The sequence below is a fragment of the Aquabacterium sp. genome, assembly GCF_036279675.1.
GTDB lineage: Bacteria > Pseudomonadota > Gammaproteobacteria > Burkholderiales > Burkholderiaceae_C > Aquabacterium.
On sequence record NZ_DASUIS010000103.1, the window covers coordinates 1 to 16,077 of the forward strand.

Sequence of the window (16,077 nt, forward strand, 5' to 3'; positions counted from 1 at the left end):
GTTCACCGGTGCCACGGGGCCGTAGGCGCTGGGCACACGCACTGTGGTGCCAGCGGCCATGGCTTCACGGGTGTGCAGAGCAGCCAGGGCGCCCACAAATGGCAAGGTGCCAAAGCCCTTGATCAGGTGGCGGCGGTTGGAAGAAAACGAGGACATTGCAGGACTCCATAGACGCGGTTGGAAGGGACTCCGCCATGCTATGAACCGAATATGAATTCCTCATGAATGCAATATGAACAAAAGGTTCATGGGTCGCGCGAGGACGCGCCCAGGCTGACGCCAACCGGGCATCGGCGCTGCTTAGGTGATCCGAGGCGGCGGCTCAGCCCGTCGTCGCGACGTCTTGCCAATCGGGTTGCCAAGCACCCGCACGCCATTGCTGCAACCACATCATCCCGACGATGGTCTTGGCGTCCGTCAGGCGGCCCTGTGTCATCCAGTCTTCCAGCTCCTGCTGCGAGGCGGCGAACACATCGAGGAACTCGCCCTCATCCAGATGGCGCTCTTCCAGCGTGAGCCCCTCGGCCAGCCAGATCTCGATGAACTCGGTGGCGTAACCGATGACCGGATGCATCACACCGGCCTTGGCCCAGCGTTGCGCCCGGTAGCCTGTCTCTTCCAGCAACTCACGCTGTGCGCAGGCCAGGCCGCCCTCACCCGGGTCGAGCTTGCCCGCCGGGAACTCGATCATGGTCATCCCCACGGGGTAACGGAACTGCCGCTCCATCACCAGGCGACCATCGGGCAGAACCGCCACGATCATGACCGCCCCGGGGTGAACCACATACTCCCGCACGGCCTCCCGGCCATCGGGCAACTGGACACGGTCACGCCGCCATTGCAGAAACTTGCCTTGTTCGACCAGTTCGGTGCTCAGGCAGGTTTCGCGCAGATGCGCGTCGTCCTGAGCGCCGTCGGACGGCAATGCCGGTGAACCCATCGCTCAGCGCGCGCCTCGGCGCAGATAACGCCACACGAAGCCTGGGAAGCCCAGGGTCAGGAACACACAGGCCCAGACCGCATAGAACTCCCAGCGCTGAGGCACGGTCTGGCCCACCTGGCCCTCCAGCCAGCGCCCCAACAGGGCCACCAGCGTGGCATAGACCAGCAACTCGATCACATGCCAGAGGGTGGGCTTGGGGCGACGAGCAGGCCCCAGCAAAAACAGGCGATGGTTCATGAACGGCAGGTTGGCCGCCACCAGGGCCGCCACCAGCACCGAGATCACCGCCCAGGCGGGCACCAGACCGTTCATGACTGCCCTTCGGTATCAACCAGCCAGCGACTGGACGATCACGCGAGCGCACAGGGCCATCAGCCCACCAGGCAGGATGCCCAGCACGAGCACGGCCAGCGCGTTGGCCGACAGCAGCGCGCGGGCCTCGCCCCCACCCTGCACCGGTGTGGCGTCGGCAGGCTCGTCAAAGTACATGACCTTGACGACGCGCAGGTAGTAGAAGGCGCCAAACAACGACAGCACCACCGCGATGATGGCCACCTGGATCAACAAAGGCGAGTTGGTCGTGATCAGAGACTGCAGCACGGCCAGCTTGGCGTAGAAACCACCGGTGGGCGGAATGCCTGCCAGCGAGAACATGAACACCGCCATCACGGCCGCCAGCAGCGGGCTGCGCTTGGCCAGACCGGCCAGATCGCTGATCTGCTCCGACTCATGACCCGGACGTGCCAGCACCATGATCAGGCCGAAGGTCCCCAGGGTGGTCAGCACATAGGTCAGCACATAGAACAGCGATGAGCCATAGCCATTGCCAGCCGACACCGTGTTGCCAGCCACGACGCTGGGCACAAAGCCCAGCAGCATGAAGCCCAGCTGCGCAATACCGGAGTACGCCAGCATGCGCTTGAGGTTGGTCTGCGCGATGGCGGCCAGGTTGCCCAGGGCCATCGAGGCCACGGCCAAGATCATCAGCATCTGCTGCCAGTCGGTGGCCAGATTGATCAGGCCTTCGACCAGCAGGCGGATGGTGATGGCGAAAGCCGCCAGCTTGGGCGCACCCGCCACCAGCAGCGTGGCCGCCGTGGGCGCACCCTGATAGACGTCAGGCACCCACATGTGGAAGGGCACCACACCCAGCTTGAAGGCCAGACCGGCCACGATGAACACCAGACCGAAGGTCAGCACCTGCTTGTTGATCGTTCCTGCCAGCGTGGCCTTGTAGACCTCGTTCAGGTCGAGCGAGCCTGTGGCGCCGTACATCATGGACAGGCCATAGAGCAGGAAACCCGATGCCAGTGCGCCCAGCACGAAGTACTTCATGGCGGCCTCGGTGGCCTGTGCATGATCACGGCGCAGCGCCACCAGGGCATACAGCGACAGCGACATGAGCTCCAGCCCCAGGTAGATCACCAGGAAGTTGTTGCCCGCGATCATGATGGAGATGCCCAGCAGCGAGAACAAGCTCAGGCTGAAAAGCTCACCCTTGAGCATGTCGCGGTCACCCGCGTACATCTGCGCGTAGACCAGGGAGCCCATCACGGCCAGCGTCGCGCTCAGGGCCAGCAGATGGCCCATGGCATCGGTCACCAGCATGCCCTGCATGGCGTAACCCGACATGGACGTGTCCAGGTAGGAAATGTGCAGCCCGGCCACTGCGGCCAGCGTGAGCATGGTCAGCAGATAGGTCGGACGACGACGGGGACAGGTGACGAAGAGATCCGCCAGGGTGACCAGACAGGCCATGCCCAGGAGCAGGATTTCAGGGGCCACCGCGAGCCAGTTCATGTTGTTCATTTCGAGTCGGCCCTCAGTTCAACTTGCTGATGGAGACGTGCTTGATGAGTTCCGTCACCGACACGTGCATCACGTCGGTGAAGGGCTTGGGCTGCACGCCCATCCACAGCACGGCCACGGCCAGAGTGGCCATGATCAGGAATTCACGGGCATTGATGTCCTTGAGTTCACGCACGTGATCGTTGGCCACATCGCCCAGGTACACGCGCTTGTACATCCACAGCGTGTAGGCGGCGCCAAAGATCAGCGCCGTGGCAGCCAGCAGGCCGATCACGAAATTGAACTGCACGGCACCCAGGATCACCATCCACTCACCCACGAAGCCGGCGGTACCCGGCAGACCGCAGTTGGCCATGGAGAAAAACAGCGCGAAGGCAGCGAACTTGGGCATGGTGTTGACCACGCCGCCGTAGCTGGCGATCTCACGCGAGTGCACGCGGTCGTACAGCACACCGATGCTCAGGAACATGGCGCCCGACACGAAGCCGTGGGCGATCATCTGCACCAGGCCACCGGCGATACCCAGTTCATTGAAGATGAAGAAGCCCAGCGTCACGAAACCCATGTGGGCGATACTTGAGTACGCCACCAGCTTCTTCATGTCCTGCTGGACCATGGCCACCAGACCGATGTAGATCACGCCGATCAGCGACAGGGTGATCACCACCGGTGCGTATTCATGGGACGCATCGGGCACGATGGGCAACATGAAGCGCAGGAAGCCGTAGCAGCCCAGCTTCAGCATGATCGCGGCCAGCACGACCGAACCACCGGTGGGGGCTTCCACGTGGGCGTCGGGCAACCATGTGTGCACCGGCCACATCGGCACCTTCACGGCAAAAGCCGCAAAGAAGGCCACAAACAGCAGGGTCTGGGCCGTGGCATCCAGCGGCAACTTGTGCCAGCTCAGGATATCGAAACTGCCACCCGACTTGTAGTACAGGAAGATCAGCGCAATCAGCATCAGCAGCGAGCCGGCCAGCGTGTACAGGAAGAACTTGAACGCAGCGTAGACGCGGCGTGGGCCGCCCCAAATGCCGATGATGATGTACATCGGAATCAGCGTGGCTTCGAAGAAGACGTAAAACAGCAGGCCGTCGAGCGCCGAGAACACACCCGCCATCAGACCCGACAGGATCAGGAAGGCACCGTAATACTGGTGCGGACGGTCTTCGATGACTTCCCAGCCCGCCAGCACCACGATGATGGTGATGAAGGCCGTCAGGGGAACGAACCACATCGAGATGCCGTCGACCCCCAGGTGGTAGAACACATTGAAGCGCTCGATCCAGGAGGCCTTCTCGACAAACTGCATCGCTGCGGTCGTGGTGTCGAAGTCAAGCATCAGGGGCACGGTCACCAGGAAGCTGATCACCGCGCCGATCAAGGCGATCCAGCGGGTGACCTGGGCATTCTCCTGCCGGCCAATGACCAGCAGCAGGAGCCCGAAGGCCACGGGGATCCAGATCGACAAAGAGAGGATATTGGACATAGTTTGCATGGACCGGTCCTCGCGCTCAGGGGTGCATGAACACGAACCAGGTCATGAGGGCGAGCACCCCCAGGATCATGATCAGCGCGTAGTGATAGAGGAAACCCGTCTGGAACAGGCGCGTGAGCGAGCCCACCAGGCCCACCAGCTTGGCCGAGCCGTTGACCAGCAGGCCGTCGATGATGCCGACGTCGCCCACCTTCCACAGGCCACGCCCCAGCAGGCGAGCACCGGCGGCCAGGATGTTCTCGTTGAACCAGTCCAGGAAGTACTTGTTCTCGCCGATCACGATCAGCGGGCGCAGGGCCTTGGCGAAGGCCGCCGGGATGGCGGGGGCCACCATGTAGAACACGTAAGCCGTGACCACACCGGCCAGCGCCAGCCAGAACGGCAGGGTCTGCACGCCATGCAGCGCCATGGCCGTGGCGCCATGGAATTCATGGGCCAGCTCGGCCATGACCGGATGCTTGGCCGCATCCACAAAGATGGCGTCCTTCAGGAAGTCACCGAACAGCAGCGGCTGGATGGTCAGGAAACCGATCACCACGGAAGGCACGGCCAGCAGCAGCAGCGGCGCCGTCACCACCCAGGGCGACTCATGCGGCGTGTGGTCATGGCCGTGGCCATGATCATCGTCGTGGTGGTCGTGTTCGCCAGGGAAGGGCTTGTGATGGAAGTGCTCCTTGCCATGGAAGACCAGGAAGTACACACGGAAGCTGTAGAACGCCGTCACGAAGACACCGGCCAGCACCGCGAAGTTCGCAAAGCTCGCGGCGGGCAGATGGCTGGCATGCACGGCCTCAATGATCGAGTCCTTGGAGTAGAAACCCGAGAAGAACGGCGTGCCGATCAAGGCCAGGTTACCCAGCAGGAAGGTGATCCAGGTGATGGGCATGTACTTGCGCAGGCCACCCATGTTGCGGATGTCTTGATCGTGGTGCATGCCCATGATCACGGAGCCCGCGCCCAGGAACAGCAGCGCCTTGAAGAAGGCGTGCGTCATCACGTGGAACATGGCCACGCTGTAGGCCGACACGCCCAGGGCCACGGTCATGTAACCCAGTTGCGACAGCGTGGAATAGGCCACCACGCGCTTGATGTCGTTCTGGATGATGCCCAGAAAACCCATGAACAAGGCAGTGATCGAACCGATGATCACGATGAAGTTCAAGGCAGCATCCGACAGCTCGAACAGCGGCGACATGCGCGAAACCATGAAGATGCCAGCCGTCACCATGGTGGCGGCGTGGATCAGCGCGGAGATCGGCGTGGGGCCTTCCATCGAGTCGGGCAGCCACACGTGCAGCGGGAACTGCGCCGACTTGCCCATCGCACCGATGAACAGGCACACACAGATCACGGTGATCAGGGCCCAGTCGGTGGCAGGCAGCACCTGGCCGGTCAGCGTGGAGGCCTTGGCAAACACCTCGGTGTAGTTGAGCGTACCCGTGTAGGCCAGCAGCAGACCGATGCCCAGGATGAAGCCAAAGTCACCCACACGGTTGACCAGGAAGGCCTTCATGTTGGCGAAGATGGCCGTGGGCTTCTTGAACCAGAAACCGATCAGCAGGTAGGACACCAGGCCCACGGCCTCCCAGCCGAAGAACAGCTGCAGCATGTTGTTGCTCATCACGAGCATCAGCATGGAGAAGGTGAACAGCGAGATGTAGCTGAAGAAGCGCTGGTAGCCGTCGTCCTCTTCCATGTAGCCAATGGTGTAGAGGTGCACCATCAGCGACACGAAGGTGACCACGCACATCATCATGGCCGACAGGCCATCGATCATGAAGCCCACTTCCATCTTGAGCGAGCCCAGCGTCATCCATTCATAGATGGTCTGGTTGAAGCGTGCGCCATCGACGGCCACGTCCTTGAGCACACCGGCCGAGATGATGAAGGAAATCAGCACACCCAGGATGGTGAGCACATGCGCGCCACGGCGGCCGATGATCTTGCCGAACAGGCCGGCGAGGATCGAGCCGACCAGCGGCGCCAGGGGCACCGCCAGCAGCGAGTTGACAGAAAGTTCGGACATTGTTGTGTCTCTCCTAGCGCGGGGTCAGCCCTTGAGGGTGTCCATCTCGTCCACGTTGATCGAGGAACGATTGCGGAACAGCACCACCAGGATGGCCAGACCGATGGCCGATTCAGCGGCCGCCACGGTCAGGATGAAGAAAACGAAGACCTGACCGGCCATGTCGCCCAGATAGTGCGAGAAGGCCACGAAGTTCAGGTTCACGGCCAGCAGCATCAGCTCGATGGCCATGAGCAGCACGATGAGGTTCTTGCGGTTCAGGAAGATCCCGATCACCGACATCGAGAACAGGATCGCGCCCAGCGAGAGGTAATGTCCCAGGGTGATGCCGGTCATGCCTGGCCTCCTTGAGTCGGGTTGGTGGCGCTCTCAGCCGGTGCCGAGGGCTGCTCGATGACAGGGTCCATCTTCAGCACGCGCAGGCGGTCGGCCTTCTTGACCTTGACCTGCTGGCTGGCGTTCTGGCTGCGCGAGTCCTTGCGGCCGCGGTGCGTGAGTGCGATGGCCGCGATGATGCCAACCAGCAGGATCGTGGCGGCGATCTGCACGGGCAGCAGGTAGTTGGTGTAGAGCTCGATGCCCAGCGCCTTGCTGTTGGCGATCTTGGCCACCTCGGGCGCAAAGGCCTTGGCCGTGGGCATGTCGAAGCCTCGGGTCAGCACGAAGGCCATCTCGATGGCGATCACGGCACCGAGCACACCGGCCACCGGGAAGTGCTTCCAGAAGCCTTGCCGGATGGAGTCGATGTTGATGTCCAGCATCATCACCACGAAGAGGAAGAGCACCATCACGGCGCCCACGTACACGAGCACCAGCGAGATGGCCAGGAACTCCGCCTCCAGCAGCATCCACACGCAGGCGGCGTTGGCGAACGCCAGCACCAAGTGCAAAGCCGCCGTGACGGCGCTCTTGGCCGTGATGACGCGGAACGCCGCGTACACCAGCACGAAGGAGAAGGTATAGAAAAGCAGGGTCAAGGTATCCATGGGCTTCGGATCAGCGATATTTCGCGTCCGCCTCCTTGTTGGCTGCGATGTCTTTTTCGTAGCGATCACCCACGGCCAGGAGCATGTCCTTGGTGAAGTACAGATCGCCACGCTTTTCACCGTGGTATTCAAAGATGTGGGTCTCGACGATCGAGTCCACGGGGCAGCTCTCTTCGCAGAAACCGCAGAAGATGCACTTGGTCAGATCGATGTCGTAGCGCGTGGTGCGGCGGCTGCCGTCGTCACGCACATCGGACTCGATGGTGATGGCCATTGCCGGGCAGACCGCCTCGCACAGCTTGCAGGCAATGCAGCGCTCTTCACCGTTCTCGTAACGGCGCAGGGCGTGCAGGCCACGGAAACGCGGCGACAGCGGGGTCTTTTCCTCGGGGAACTGAATCGTGATGTTGCGCGACAGGAAGTGCTTACCCGTCACACCGAACCCCTTGATCATGTCGATCAGCAGGAAGCTCGAACAAAAATCCTTGAAGGACGCCAAAGCAGACATGGGTGCGACCTCTTATTTCCAGATGTTCCAGGGGGACTGGATCCACAGACCCACGACCACCAGCCACACCAGGGTGACGGGAATGAAGATCTTCCAGCCCAGACGCATGATCTGGTCATAGCGGAAGCGGGGGAAGGAGGCGCGCACCCACAGGAACATGGTGACCACGACAAAGGTCTTGCCGAACAGCCAGAACCAGTTCCAGAACCACATGGAGCTGACGATCCACTCGGGCGTGCTCATGCCCAGTGCGCTGAAGGAGATCGGCGCACCCCAGCCACCCAGGAACATGATGACCGCCAGGGCGGAGACCAGGATCATGTTGGCGTATTCGGCCAGGAAGAACATGGCGAAGGCCATGCCCGAGTACTCGATCATGTGACCGGCCACGATTTCGGACTCGCCTTCCACCACGTCAAAGGGGTGACGGTTGGTCTCAGCCAGACCCGAGATGAAGTAGACGATGAAGATGGGCAGCAGCGGCAGCCAGTTCCACGACAGGAAGTTCACGCCCATGGACGCGAACGTGCCCGTGTTCTGCGTCGTGACGATGTCCGTCATGTTCATGGAGCCGGCGGTCATCAGCACGACGACCAGGCAGAAGCCCATGGCGATCTCATACGACACCATCTGCGCCGAAGCGCGCAGCGCGCCCAGGAAGGCGTACTTGGAGTTGGAGGCCCAGCCGGCGATGATCACGCCATAGACTTCCAGCGAGGTGATCGCCATCAGGAACAGCAGGCCCGCGTTGACATTGGCCAGGGCAGCATCCGGGCCCATGGGCACCACGGCCCAGGCGGCCAGCGCCGGCATGATGGTCATGATGGGGCCCAGCAGGAACAGCGGCTTGTTCGCGGCCGAGGGCAGGATGATTTCCTTGAAGATCAGCTTGACCGCGTCGGCGATGGGCTGCAGCAGGCCCATGGGGCCCGTGCGATTGGGGCCCGGACGGATCTGCGACCAGCCAATGGCCTTGCGCTCCCACAGCGTGAGGTAGGCCACGCAACCCAGCAAGGGCAGCAGCAGCGCCACGATCTTGATCAAGGCCCAGATCACGGGCCAGGCGCCACCCAGGGAATCGGCGCCAGCGTTGTACAGGGTGTCAATCATGGTGTGTTTCCTTCCCTGTCCTTCAAGCCTTCTCGACGCGGATGGCGCCAAACGACGCCCCCAGCGTGGAGGTCAGCGCGTGACCGGCAGGCACACGCACGACGTTGGCGGGCAGGCTGGCATCCAGCACGGCGCTCAACACGGCAGAAGCGCCATCCTGAGACACCTTGACTTGCGCGCCCTCACCCAGACCGAGTTCGGCCCACAGGGCTTGCGGCAGGCTGGCCACCGGGGTGCGGGCATCCGCCGTGGCTTGCAAAGCGGGCGAGCGACGCACCAGGGCGTCGGCACAGTAGATGGGCACATCGGCAATGCGCTCCAGCCCCCCGGTCGAGCCCGTGAGCGTAATGGCAGCGCTGGTTTGATTGGACAGGCGGGCCGGCACAGTGGCCAGATCGCCCAGGGCCGCCGCACGCACCTGCTCGGTCGAGTCGAACTCGAAACCAGGGATGCTCAGCAGATTGCCCAGCACGCGCAGCACCTTCCAGGCAGGACGTGTCTCGCCCAGAGGCTTGACGACCCCGTGGAAGCCTTGCACACGCCCTTCGGCGTTGACGAAGGTGCCCGAGGTTTCAGAGAACGGGGCGATGGGCAGCAGCACATCGGCATAGTCCAGGGCCGCAGCGCTCTTGAACGCGCTCATGGTCACGACCATGTCGGCACCGTCCACCGCAGCACGTGCCGCAGCAGGGTTGGCGGTATCGAACTCAGGCTCGACACCCAGCAGCACGATGGCCTTGAGACCCTTGCCCGCCAGCATCTGGCCGGCGTTGAGGCCACCCGTACGGGGCTGAGCGCCCACCAGTTGCGCGCCGACCGTGTTGGCCGATTCGCTCAGGAAGCCCAGCTTGGCACCGGTCTGGTCGGCAATCCACTGAGCCAGAGCCTGCAGCGTCGACGCTTGCGGATGCTGTGCTGCGGCATTGCCCAGCAGCACGGCCTTGCGCTCACCTGACAGCAGCGAGGCAGCGATGGCCTTGGCAGACTCGCTGGCCGTGCCAGCCACCGGGGCGGCCACACCGCGTTCAGCAGCCACCGCCGCGGCCACATCGGCCAGAGCCTGGGCCCAGGCGCTCGGTGCCACCGTCACGCGCTGCGCCAGGGGGATCAGCCAGTCGTCGGTCGTGGCGCCAATGGCGCTGATGGCAGCGCCCTTCTTGGCGGCCTGACGCAGACGCGAGGCAAACAGAGGATGGTCCTTGCGCAGGAAGGAGCCGACCACCAGCGCGGCGTCCAGGGTGGACAGCTCGGCGATGGGCAGGCCCAACCAGCGCGCGCCGGCGCCGGTGCTGAAGTCAGCCTGACGCAGACGGGTGTCGACATTGTCGCTGCCCAGACCGCGCACCAGTTGGCCCAGCAGGTAGAGCTCTTCCACCGTGCTGTGCTCGGTGGCCAGGGCACCGATGGCCGATGCGCCCTGCTCGGTCTTGATGCAATTGAGGCCATGGGCCACGTACTCGAGCGCCGTGGTCCAGTCGACCTCGCGCCACTGGCCACCCTGCTTGATCATGGGCTGGGTCAGGCGCTCATCGCTGTTCAGGGCCTCGTAGCTGAAACGATCGCGGTCGGCGATCCAGCATTCGTTGACCTCTTCATTGTCCAGCGGCACCACGCGCAACACCTTGCCGTTCTTGACCTGGACCACCAGGTTGGCACCGGTCGAGTCGTGCGGGCTGACGCTCTTGCGACGCGACAACTCCCAGGTGCGGGCGCTGTAGCGGAAGGGCTTGCTGGTCAGGGCGCCCACCGGGCACAGATCGATCATGTTGCCCGATAGTTCGGAGTCCACCGACTGGCCGACGAAGGTGGCGATCTCGGAGTGCTCGCCGCGATGGACCATGCCCAGCTCCATCACGCCAGCGATCTCCTGACCGAAACGAACGCAGCGGGTGCACTGAATGCAGCGGCTCATCTCCTCCATGGAGATCAGGGGGCCGACCTCCTTGTGGAAGACCACGCGCTTTTCTTCGTTGTAGCGTGAGGCGGAACCGCCGTATCCCACGGCCAGATCCTGCAGCTGACACTCGCCGCCCTGATCGCAGATGGGGCAATCCAGCGGGTGGTTGATGAGCAGGAACTCCATCACGCTCTGCTGCGCCTTGACCGCCTTGTCGCTCTTGGTGCGCACGATCATGCCTTGCGTCACCGGCGTGGCGCAGGCCGGCATGGGCTTGGGTGCCTTCTCGATGTCCACAAGGCACATGCGGCAGTTGGCCGCGATCGACAACTTCTTGTGATAACAGAAGTGCGGGATGAAGGTGCCGTTTTCTTCGGCAGCACGGATCACCATGCTGCCTTCCTGTGCCTGGACCTTGCGGCCGTCGATTTCGATTTCAACCATAGCTTTACTCACCTTTGGGGGCGCGCGTGCGGGCTTCCGCCGGGCCGCCCCAAGGAAGACCAGCCCCCTCGGGGGGCAGCGAGGTACTCCGAGCGTGGGGGCGCTTAGACATAGGCCGGGACCACGCAGGTCTTGTGTTCGATGTGATGCACGAACTCGTCGCGGTAGTGCTTGATGAACGCACGCACCGGCATGGCGGCGGCATCGCCCAGGGCGCAGATGGTGCGCCCCTGGATGTTCTCCGCCACGTTGTCCAGCAGGTCGATGTCTTCGGGGCGGCCACGGCCGGTCTCGATGCGATCGACCACGCGCCACAACCAGCCCGTGCCTTCGCGGCAGGGCGTGCACTGGCCGCAGGATTCGTGCATGTAGAAGTAGGACAGACGCTGCAGGCTCTTGACCATGCAGCGCGTCTCGTCCATCACGATGACCGCGCCCGAGCCCAGCATGGAGCCGGCCTTGGAGATGGAGTCATAGTCCATCGTCAGGTCCATCATGATGTGGCCGGGGATCACGGGCGACGACGAGCCGCCCGGAATCACGGCCTTGAGCTTCTTGCCGCCGCGCACGCCACCGGCGAGCTCCAGCAGCTTGGCAAACGGGGTGCCCATGGGGATCTCGTAGTTGCCGGGCAACTCGACATCACCGCTGATGGTGAACAACTTGGTGCCACCATTGTTGGGCTTGCCCGCCGCCAGGAAGGCCTCGCCACCGTTGCGGATGATCCAGGGAACGGCCGCAAAGGTCTCGGTGTTGTTGATGGTCGTGGGCTTGCCGTACAGGCCAAAGCTGGCCGGGAACGGCGGCTTGAAGCGGGGCTGCCCCTTCTTGCCTTCCAGCGATTCGAGCAAGGCGGTCTCTTCACCGCAGATGTAGGCGCCGAAACCATGGTGCGCATGCAGCTGGAAGCTGAAATCGCTGCCCATGATGTTCTTGCCCAGATAGCCAGCGGCACGGGCCTCTTCCAGGGCTTCTTCGAAGCGCTCGTAGGCTTCGAAGATTTCACCGTGGATGTAGTTGTAGCCCACGGTGATGCCCATGGCGTAGGCCGCAATGGCCATGCCTTCGATCACGGTGTGCGGGTTGTAGCGCAGGATCTCGCGGTCCTTGGCCGTGCCCGGCTCGCCCTCGTCGGAGTTGCACACCAGGTACTTCTGACCGGGAAAGGCGCGGGGCATGAAGCTCCACTTCAGGCCGGTGGGAAAGCCCGCGCCACCACGACCGCGCAGCGACGAGGCCTTGACTTCAGCGATCACCTGATCCTGCGTCATGCCTTCGCCGCCATCCTTGCCCAGGATCTTGCGCAGGGCTGCGTAACCCCCACGGGCTTCGTAGTCCTTGAGGCGCCAGTTCGTGCCGTCGATGCCGGCGTAGATCTGAGGATTGATGTGGCGGCCGTGGAACACGGTTTCCTTGCCGGTCGCCTGGAATTTGGAAAGGTCAAGCATCTTGTCTCACCCTCACTTGGCCTGCGCCTTGAGCGCTTCGACCATCTCGTCAAGGCGCTCGGGGCTCATGAAGCTGACCATCTGGCGGTCATTGACCAGCGCCACCGGTGCGTCGGCGCAGGCGCCCAGGCACTCGCAGTGCTGCACGGTGAACAGGCCATCGGCGGTGGTGCCGCCGTCTTCCACGCCCAGCTTGTCGCACAGGTGCTTCAAAGCCTTCTGCCCGTCACGCAACTGGCAAGGCAGGTTGGTGCACACATTGATCTTGAACTGACCAACGGGCTTCTGGTTGTACATGTTGTAGAAGGTCGTGACCTCATGCACCGCGATGGCGGGCATGCCGATGTGATCGGCGATGGCCTTCTCGCTCTCGGGCGAGACCCAACCCTGCTCCTGCTGGACGATGCTCAGACAGGCCATGACCGCCGACACACGCTGGTCAGCCGGGTACTTGGCGATTTCGCGGTCGAACCGCGCCTTGGTTTGTTCGCTCAACATAGGCTTTGCTGCTCGCTTATCGGTCAATCTCGCCGAACACGATGTCCATCGTGCCGATGATGGCCACGGCGTCGGCCAGCATGTGGCCACGCGACATTTCGTCCAGGGCGGCCAGGTGCGGGAAGCCCGGGGCACGGATCTTCAGGCGATAGGGCTTGTTGGCACCGTCGCTGACCAGGTAGATGCCGAACTCGCCCTTGGGGTGTTCGACCGCTGCATAGGCCTCGCCTTCAGGCACATGGAAGCCTTCGGTGAAGAGCTTGAAGTGGTGGATCAGCTCTTCCATCGAGGTCTTCATCTGCACACGCGATGGCGGCGCGACCTTGTGGTTGTCGGTGATGACGGGGCCGGGGTTCTTGCGCAGCCAGTCCACGCACTGCTTGATGATGCGGTTGGACTGACGCAGCTCTTCGATGCGGACCACATAGCGGTCGTAGCAATCGCCCTCTTTGCCCACGGGGATGTCGAAGTCAAGCTGGCTGTAGACGTCATAGGGCTGCTGCTTGCGCAGATCCCAGGCGATGCCCGAGCCGCGCAGCATGGCGCCCGACAGGCCCATCTGCAGGGCGCGCTCGGGCGTGACCACGCCAATGCCGACGGTGCGCTGCTTCCAGATGCGGTTGTCGGTCAGCAGGGTTTCGTACTCGTCCACCAGCTTGGGGAAACGCTGGGTGAAATCATCGATGAAATCCAGCAGCGAGCCCTGACGGTTCTCGTTGAGCTGCGCGATGGTGCGCGCATTCTTGATCTTGCTGACCTTGTACTGCGGCATGGTGTCCGGCAGGTCGCGGTAGACACCACCGGGGCGGAAGTAGGCCGCGTGCATGCGGGCACCCGACACGGCTTCGTACATGTCGAAGAGGTCTTCGCGCTCGCGGAAGCAGTAGATCAGGATGTTCATGGCGCCGCAGTCGAAGCCGTGACAGCCCAACCACAGCAGGTGATTCAGCACCCGGGTGATCTCAGCGAACATCACACGGATGTACTGCGCACGCACGGGCACATCCACGCCCAGCAGCTTCTCGATGGCCAAGCAGTAAGCGTGCTCGTTGGACATCATCGAGACGTAGTCCAGGCGGTCCATGTAGGGCAACGACTGGATGAAGGTCTTGGATTCGGCCAGCTTTTCGGTGGCACGGTGCAGCAGGCCGATGTGAGGGTCGGCGCGCTGGATGACTTCGCCGTCCAGCTCCAGCACCAGACGCAGCACGCCGTGTGCTGCCGGGTGCTGCGGACCAAAGTTCAGGGTGTAGTTCTTGATGTCTGCCATGGCTCAACCTCGATCAGTGGAGACCACCGTAGTTGTCTTCACGGATGATGCGCGGGGTGATCTCGCGGGTCTCGATGGTGACGGGCTGGTAGATCACACGCTTTTGCTCGGGGTCATAACGCATTTCAACGTGACCCGATGTCGGGAAGTCCTTGCGGAAGGGGTGACCGATGAAGCCGTAGTCCGTCAGGATGCGGCGCAGATCTTCGTGCCCCTCGAAGACGATGCCGTACAGGTCGAAGGCTTCGCGCTCGAACCAGTTGGCACAGTTCCAGACCTCGGTGACCGAGGCCACGATGGGGAAACCGTCATCGGGGGCCAGCACCTTCAGGCGCACGCGCCAGTTCTTGCTGATGGACAGCAGGTGCGAGACCACGCCAAAGCGAGGACCATCCGAATAGACTGATTCAGCGCCATCCTTGTAGGCCGAATAGTCCATGCCGCACAGGTCAATCAACTGCTCGAAACGCAAGCTGGCGTGATCGCGCAAGGTGGTGGCCACGCGCAGGTAATCGGCAGCCCGGACAGTGATGGAGATCTCGCCCTTGACGCGTTCAAAACGGGCGATGGACTCGCCCAGCACTTCGTGCAGGGCGGCTTGCAGGGCGTCGAGTTTTTGAGTCATGTGGGGCTCCGTGCTCAGCGCGCAATGGTGTTTTCACGGCGGACCTTGGCTTGCAGCTGCAAGATCCCGTAGAGCAGCGCCTCGGCCGTGGGCGGGCAGCCCGGCACGTAGACATCCACCGGCACGATGCGATCGCAACCACGCACCACCGAGTAGCTGTAGTGGTAGTAGCCACCACCGTTGGCGCACGACCCCATGGACAGCACCCAGCGGGGTTCGGCCATCTGGTCATACACCTTGCGCAGGGCCGGTGCCATCTTGTTGCACAGCGTGCCGGCCACGATCATCAGGTCGGACTGACGGGGGCTGGGACGAAACAACATGCCAAAGCGGTCAATGTCGTAGCGGGCCGCGCCCGCGTGCATCATTTCCACCGCGCAGCAGGCCAGACCAAAGGTCATGGGCCACATCGAACCGGTCTTGGACCAGTTGACGAGGGTGTCAACCGAGGTGGTGATGAAGCCTTCTTTGAAGACGCCTTCGATACCCATGTGAAGCTACCTTATTGCTTGACGACCAGCGGTCATTCCCAGTCCAGGGCGCCTTTTTTCCACTCGTAGATGAAACCTACGACCAGAATGCCCAGGAACAGCATGATGGCCCAGAAGCCCACGGCACCGATCTCACGCAGGGACACGGCCCAGGGGAACAGGAACGCGATTTCCAGGTCGAACAGAATGAAGAGGATGGCCACCAGGTAATAGCGCACATCGAACTTCATGCGAGCGTCTTCGAAGGCCTCGAAGCCGCACTCGTAAGGAGAGTTCTTGGCCTCGTCAGGACGACGAGGGCCGAGCAGGAAGCCCAGCAGTTGGGGCGCCACACCGACGCCGATGCCCACCAACACAAAGAGGATGACGGGAAGGTATTGCTCGAGGCTGAACATGGATCAGATCCCTTTGCTGCCCAAGATCAAGGAAAAACACGCAACAAAAAAGCGCGCTGGGAGTCTAGCGTGCCGAACATGACAGTTCGGGCCAAACCCTCAACGCGCCCACTTGAGTCTTGCGTA

16 protein-coding genes are annotated in these 16,077 nt (G+C 62.6%); all 16 read right to left on the reverse strand.

What is annotated here, in order from left to right:
- Positions 1-322: 322 nt before the first annotated feature.
- Positions 323-940, reverse strand: coding sequence for an NUDIX hydrolase (locus VFW93_RS12420; protein ID WP_329694305.1), 618 nt, complete (start codon positions 938-940; stop codon positions 323-325).
- Positions 941-943: 3 nt separating this feature from the next.
- Positions 944-1,255 (reverse strand): DUF2818 family protein, encoded by a 312-nt coding sequence (locus tag VFW93_RS12425; protein ID WP_329694306.1) that lies wholly within the window; start codon positions 1,253-1,255, stop codon positions 944-946.
- A gap of 15 nt (positions 1,256-1,270) precedes the next feature.
- Positions 1,271-2,752: an NADH-quinone oxidoreductase subunit NuoN gene (gene nuoN / locus VFW93_RS12430; RefSeq protein ID WP_329694307.1), complete on the reverse strand. Its 1,482-nt coding sequence runs from the start codon at positions 2,750-2,752 to the stop codon at positions 1,271-1,273.
- Between the two features lie 13 nt (positions 2,753-2,765).
- A complete protein-coding gene (locus tag VFW93_RS12435; protein WP_329694320.1) occupies positions 2,766-4,244 on the reverse strand; it encodes an NADH-quinone oxidoreductase subunit M in 1,479 nt (492 codons plus the stop codon).
- Between the two features lie 25 nt (positions 4,245-4,269).
- Positions 4,270-6,279, reverse strand: a complete 2,010-nt coding sequence (gene nuoL / locus VFW93_RS12440) for an NADH-quinone oxidoreductase subunit L (protein WP_329694308.1) — start codon at positions 6,277-6,279, stop codon at positions 4,270-4,272.
- A gap of 24 nt (positions 6,280-6,303) precedes the next feature.
- Positions 6,304-6,615, reverse strand: coding sequence for an NADH-quinone oxidoreductase subunit NuoK (nuoK, locus tag VFW93_RS12445; RefSeq protein ID WP_329694309.1), 312 nt, complete (start codon positions 6,613-6,615; stop codon positions 6,304-6,306).
- On the reverse strand, positions 6,612-7,265 hold the full coding sequence (locus tag VFW93_RS12450; RefSeq protein ID WP_329694310.1) for an NADH-quinone oxidoreductase subunit J: 654 nt from the start codon (positions 7,263-7,265) through the stop codon (positions 6,612-6,614). The genes nuoK and VFW93_RS12450 overlap by 4 nt, the downstream gene beginning before the upstream one ends.
- Positions 7,266-7,275: 10 nt before the next feature.
- Positions 7,276-7,773 carry an NADH-quinone oxidoreductase subunit NuoI gene (nuoI, locus tag VFW93_RS12455; protein WP_329694311.1) on the reverse strand — a complete coding sequence of 166 codons (498 nt, stop codon included), beginning with the start codon at positions 7,771-7,773 and terminating at the stop codon, positions 7,276-7,278.
- Positions 7,774-7,785: 12 nt separating this feature from the next.
- The gene (nuoH, locus tag VFW93_RS12460; RefSeq protein WP_329694312.1) at positions 7,786-8,883 is read right to left on the reverse strand and encodes an NADH-quinone oxidoreductase subunit NuoH; all 1,098 of its coding nucleotides are present in this window, start codon (positions 8,881-8,883) and stop codon (positions 7,786-7,788) included.
- A 22-nt stretch (positions 8,884-8,905) separates the two neighbouring features.
- Positions 8,906-11,224: an NADH-quinone oxidoreductase subunit NuoG gene (gene nuoG, locus VFW93_RS12465; RefSeq protein ID WP_329694313.1), complete on the reverse strand. Its 2,319-nt coding sequence runs from the start codon at positions 11,222-11,224 to the stop codon at positions 8,906-8,908.
- A 104-nt stretch (positions 11,225-11,328) separates the two neighbouring features.
- Positions 11,329-12,672: an NADH-quinone oxidoreductase subunit NuoF gene (gene nuoF / locus VFW93_RS12470; protein ID WP_329694314.1), complete on the reverse strand. Its 1,344-nt coding sequence runs from the start codon at positions 12,670-12,672 to the stop codon at positions 11,329-11,331.
- A 12-nt stretch (positions 12,673-12,684) separates the two neighbouring features.
- Positions 12,685-13,170 carry an NADH-quinone oxidoreductase subunit NuoE gene (gene nuoE / locus VFW93_RS12475; RefSeq protein WP_329694315.1) on the reverse strand — a complete coding sequence of 162 codons (486 nt, stop codon included), beginning with the start codon at positions 13,168-13,170 and terminating at the stop codon, positions 12,685-12,687.
- A 16-nt stretch (positions 13,171-13,186) separates the two neighbouring features.
- The gene (locus VFW93_RS12480; RefSeq protein WP_329694316.1) at positions 13,187-14,440 is read right to left on the reverse strand and encodes an NADH-quinone oxidoreductase subunit D; all 1,254 of its coding nucleotides are present in this window, start codon (positions 14,438-14,440) and stop codon (positions 13,187-13,189) included.
- 13 nt (positions 14,441-14,453) lie between these two features.
- Positions 14,454-15,065: an NADH-quinone oxidoreductase subunit C gene (locus tag VFW93_RS12485; RefSeq protein WP_329694317.1), complete on the reverse strand. Its 612-nt coding sequence runs from the start codon at positions 15,063-15,065 to the stop codon at positions 14,454-14,456.
- Positions 15,066-15,079: 14 nt separating this feature from the next.
- Positions 15,080-15,556 carry an NADH-quinone oxidoreductase subunit B family protein gene (locus VFW93_RS12490; protein ID WP_329694318.1) on the reverse strand — a complete coding sequence of 159 codons (477 nt, stop codon included), beginning with the start codon at positions 15,554-15,556 and terminating at the stop codon, positions 15,080-15,082.
- Between the two features lie 32 nt (positions 15,557-15,588).
- The gene (locus tag VFW93_RS12495) at positions 15,589-15,951 is read right to left on the reverse strand and encodes an NADH-quinone oxidoreductase subunit A (RefSeq protein ID WP_329694319.1); all 363 of its coding nucleotides are present in this window, start codon (positions 15,949-15,951) and stop codon (positions 15,589-15,591) included.
- Positions 15,952-16,077: the final 126 nt, after the last annotated feature.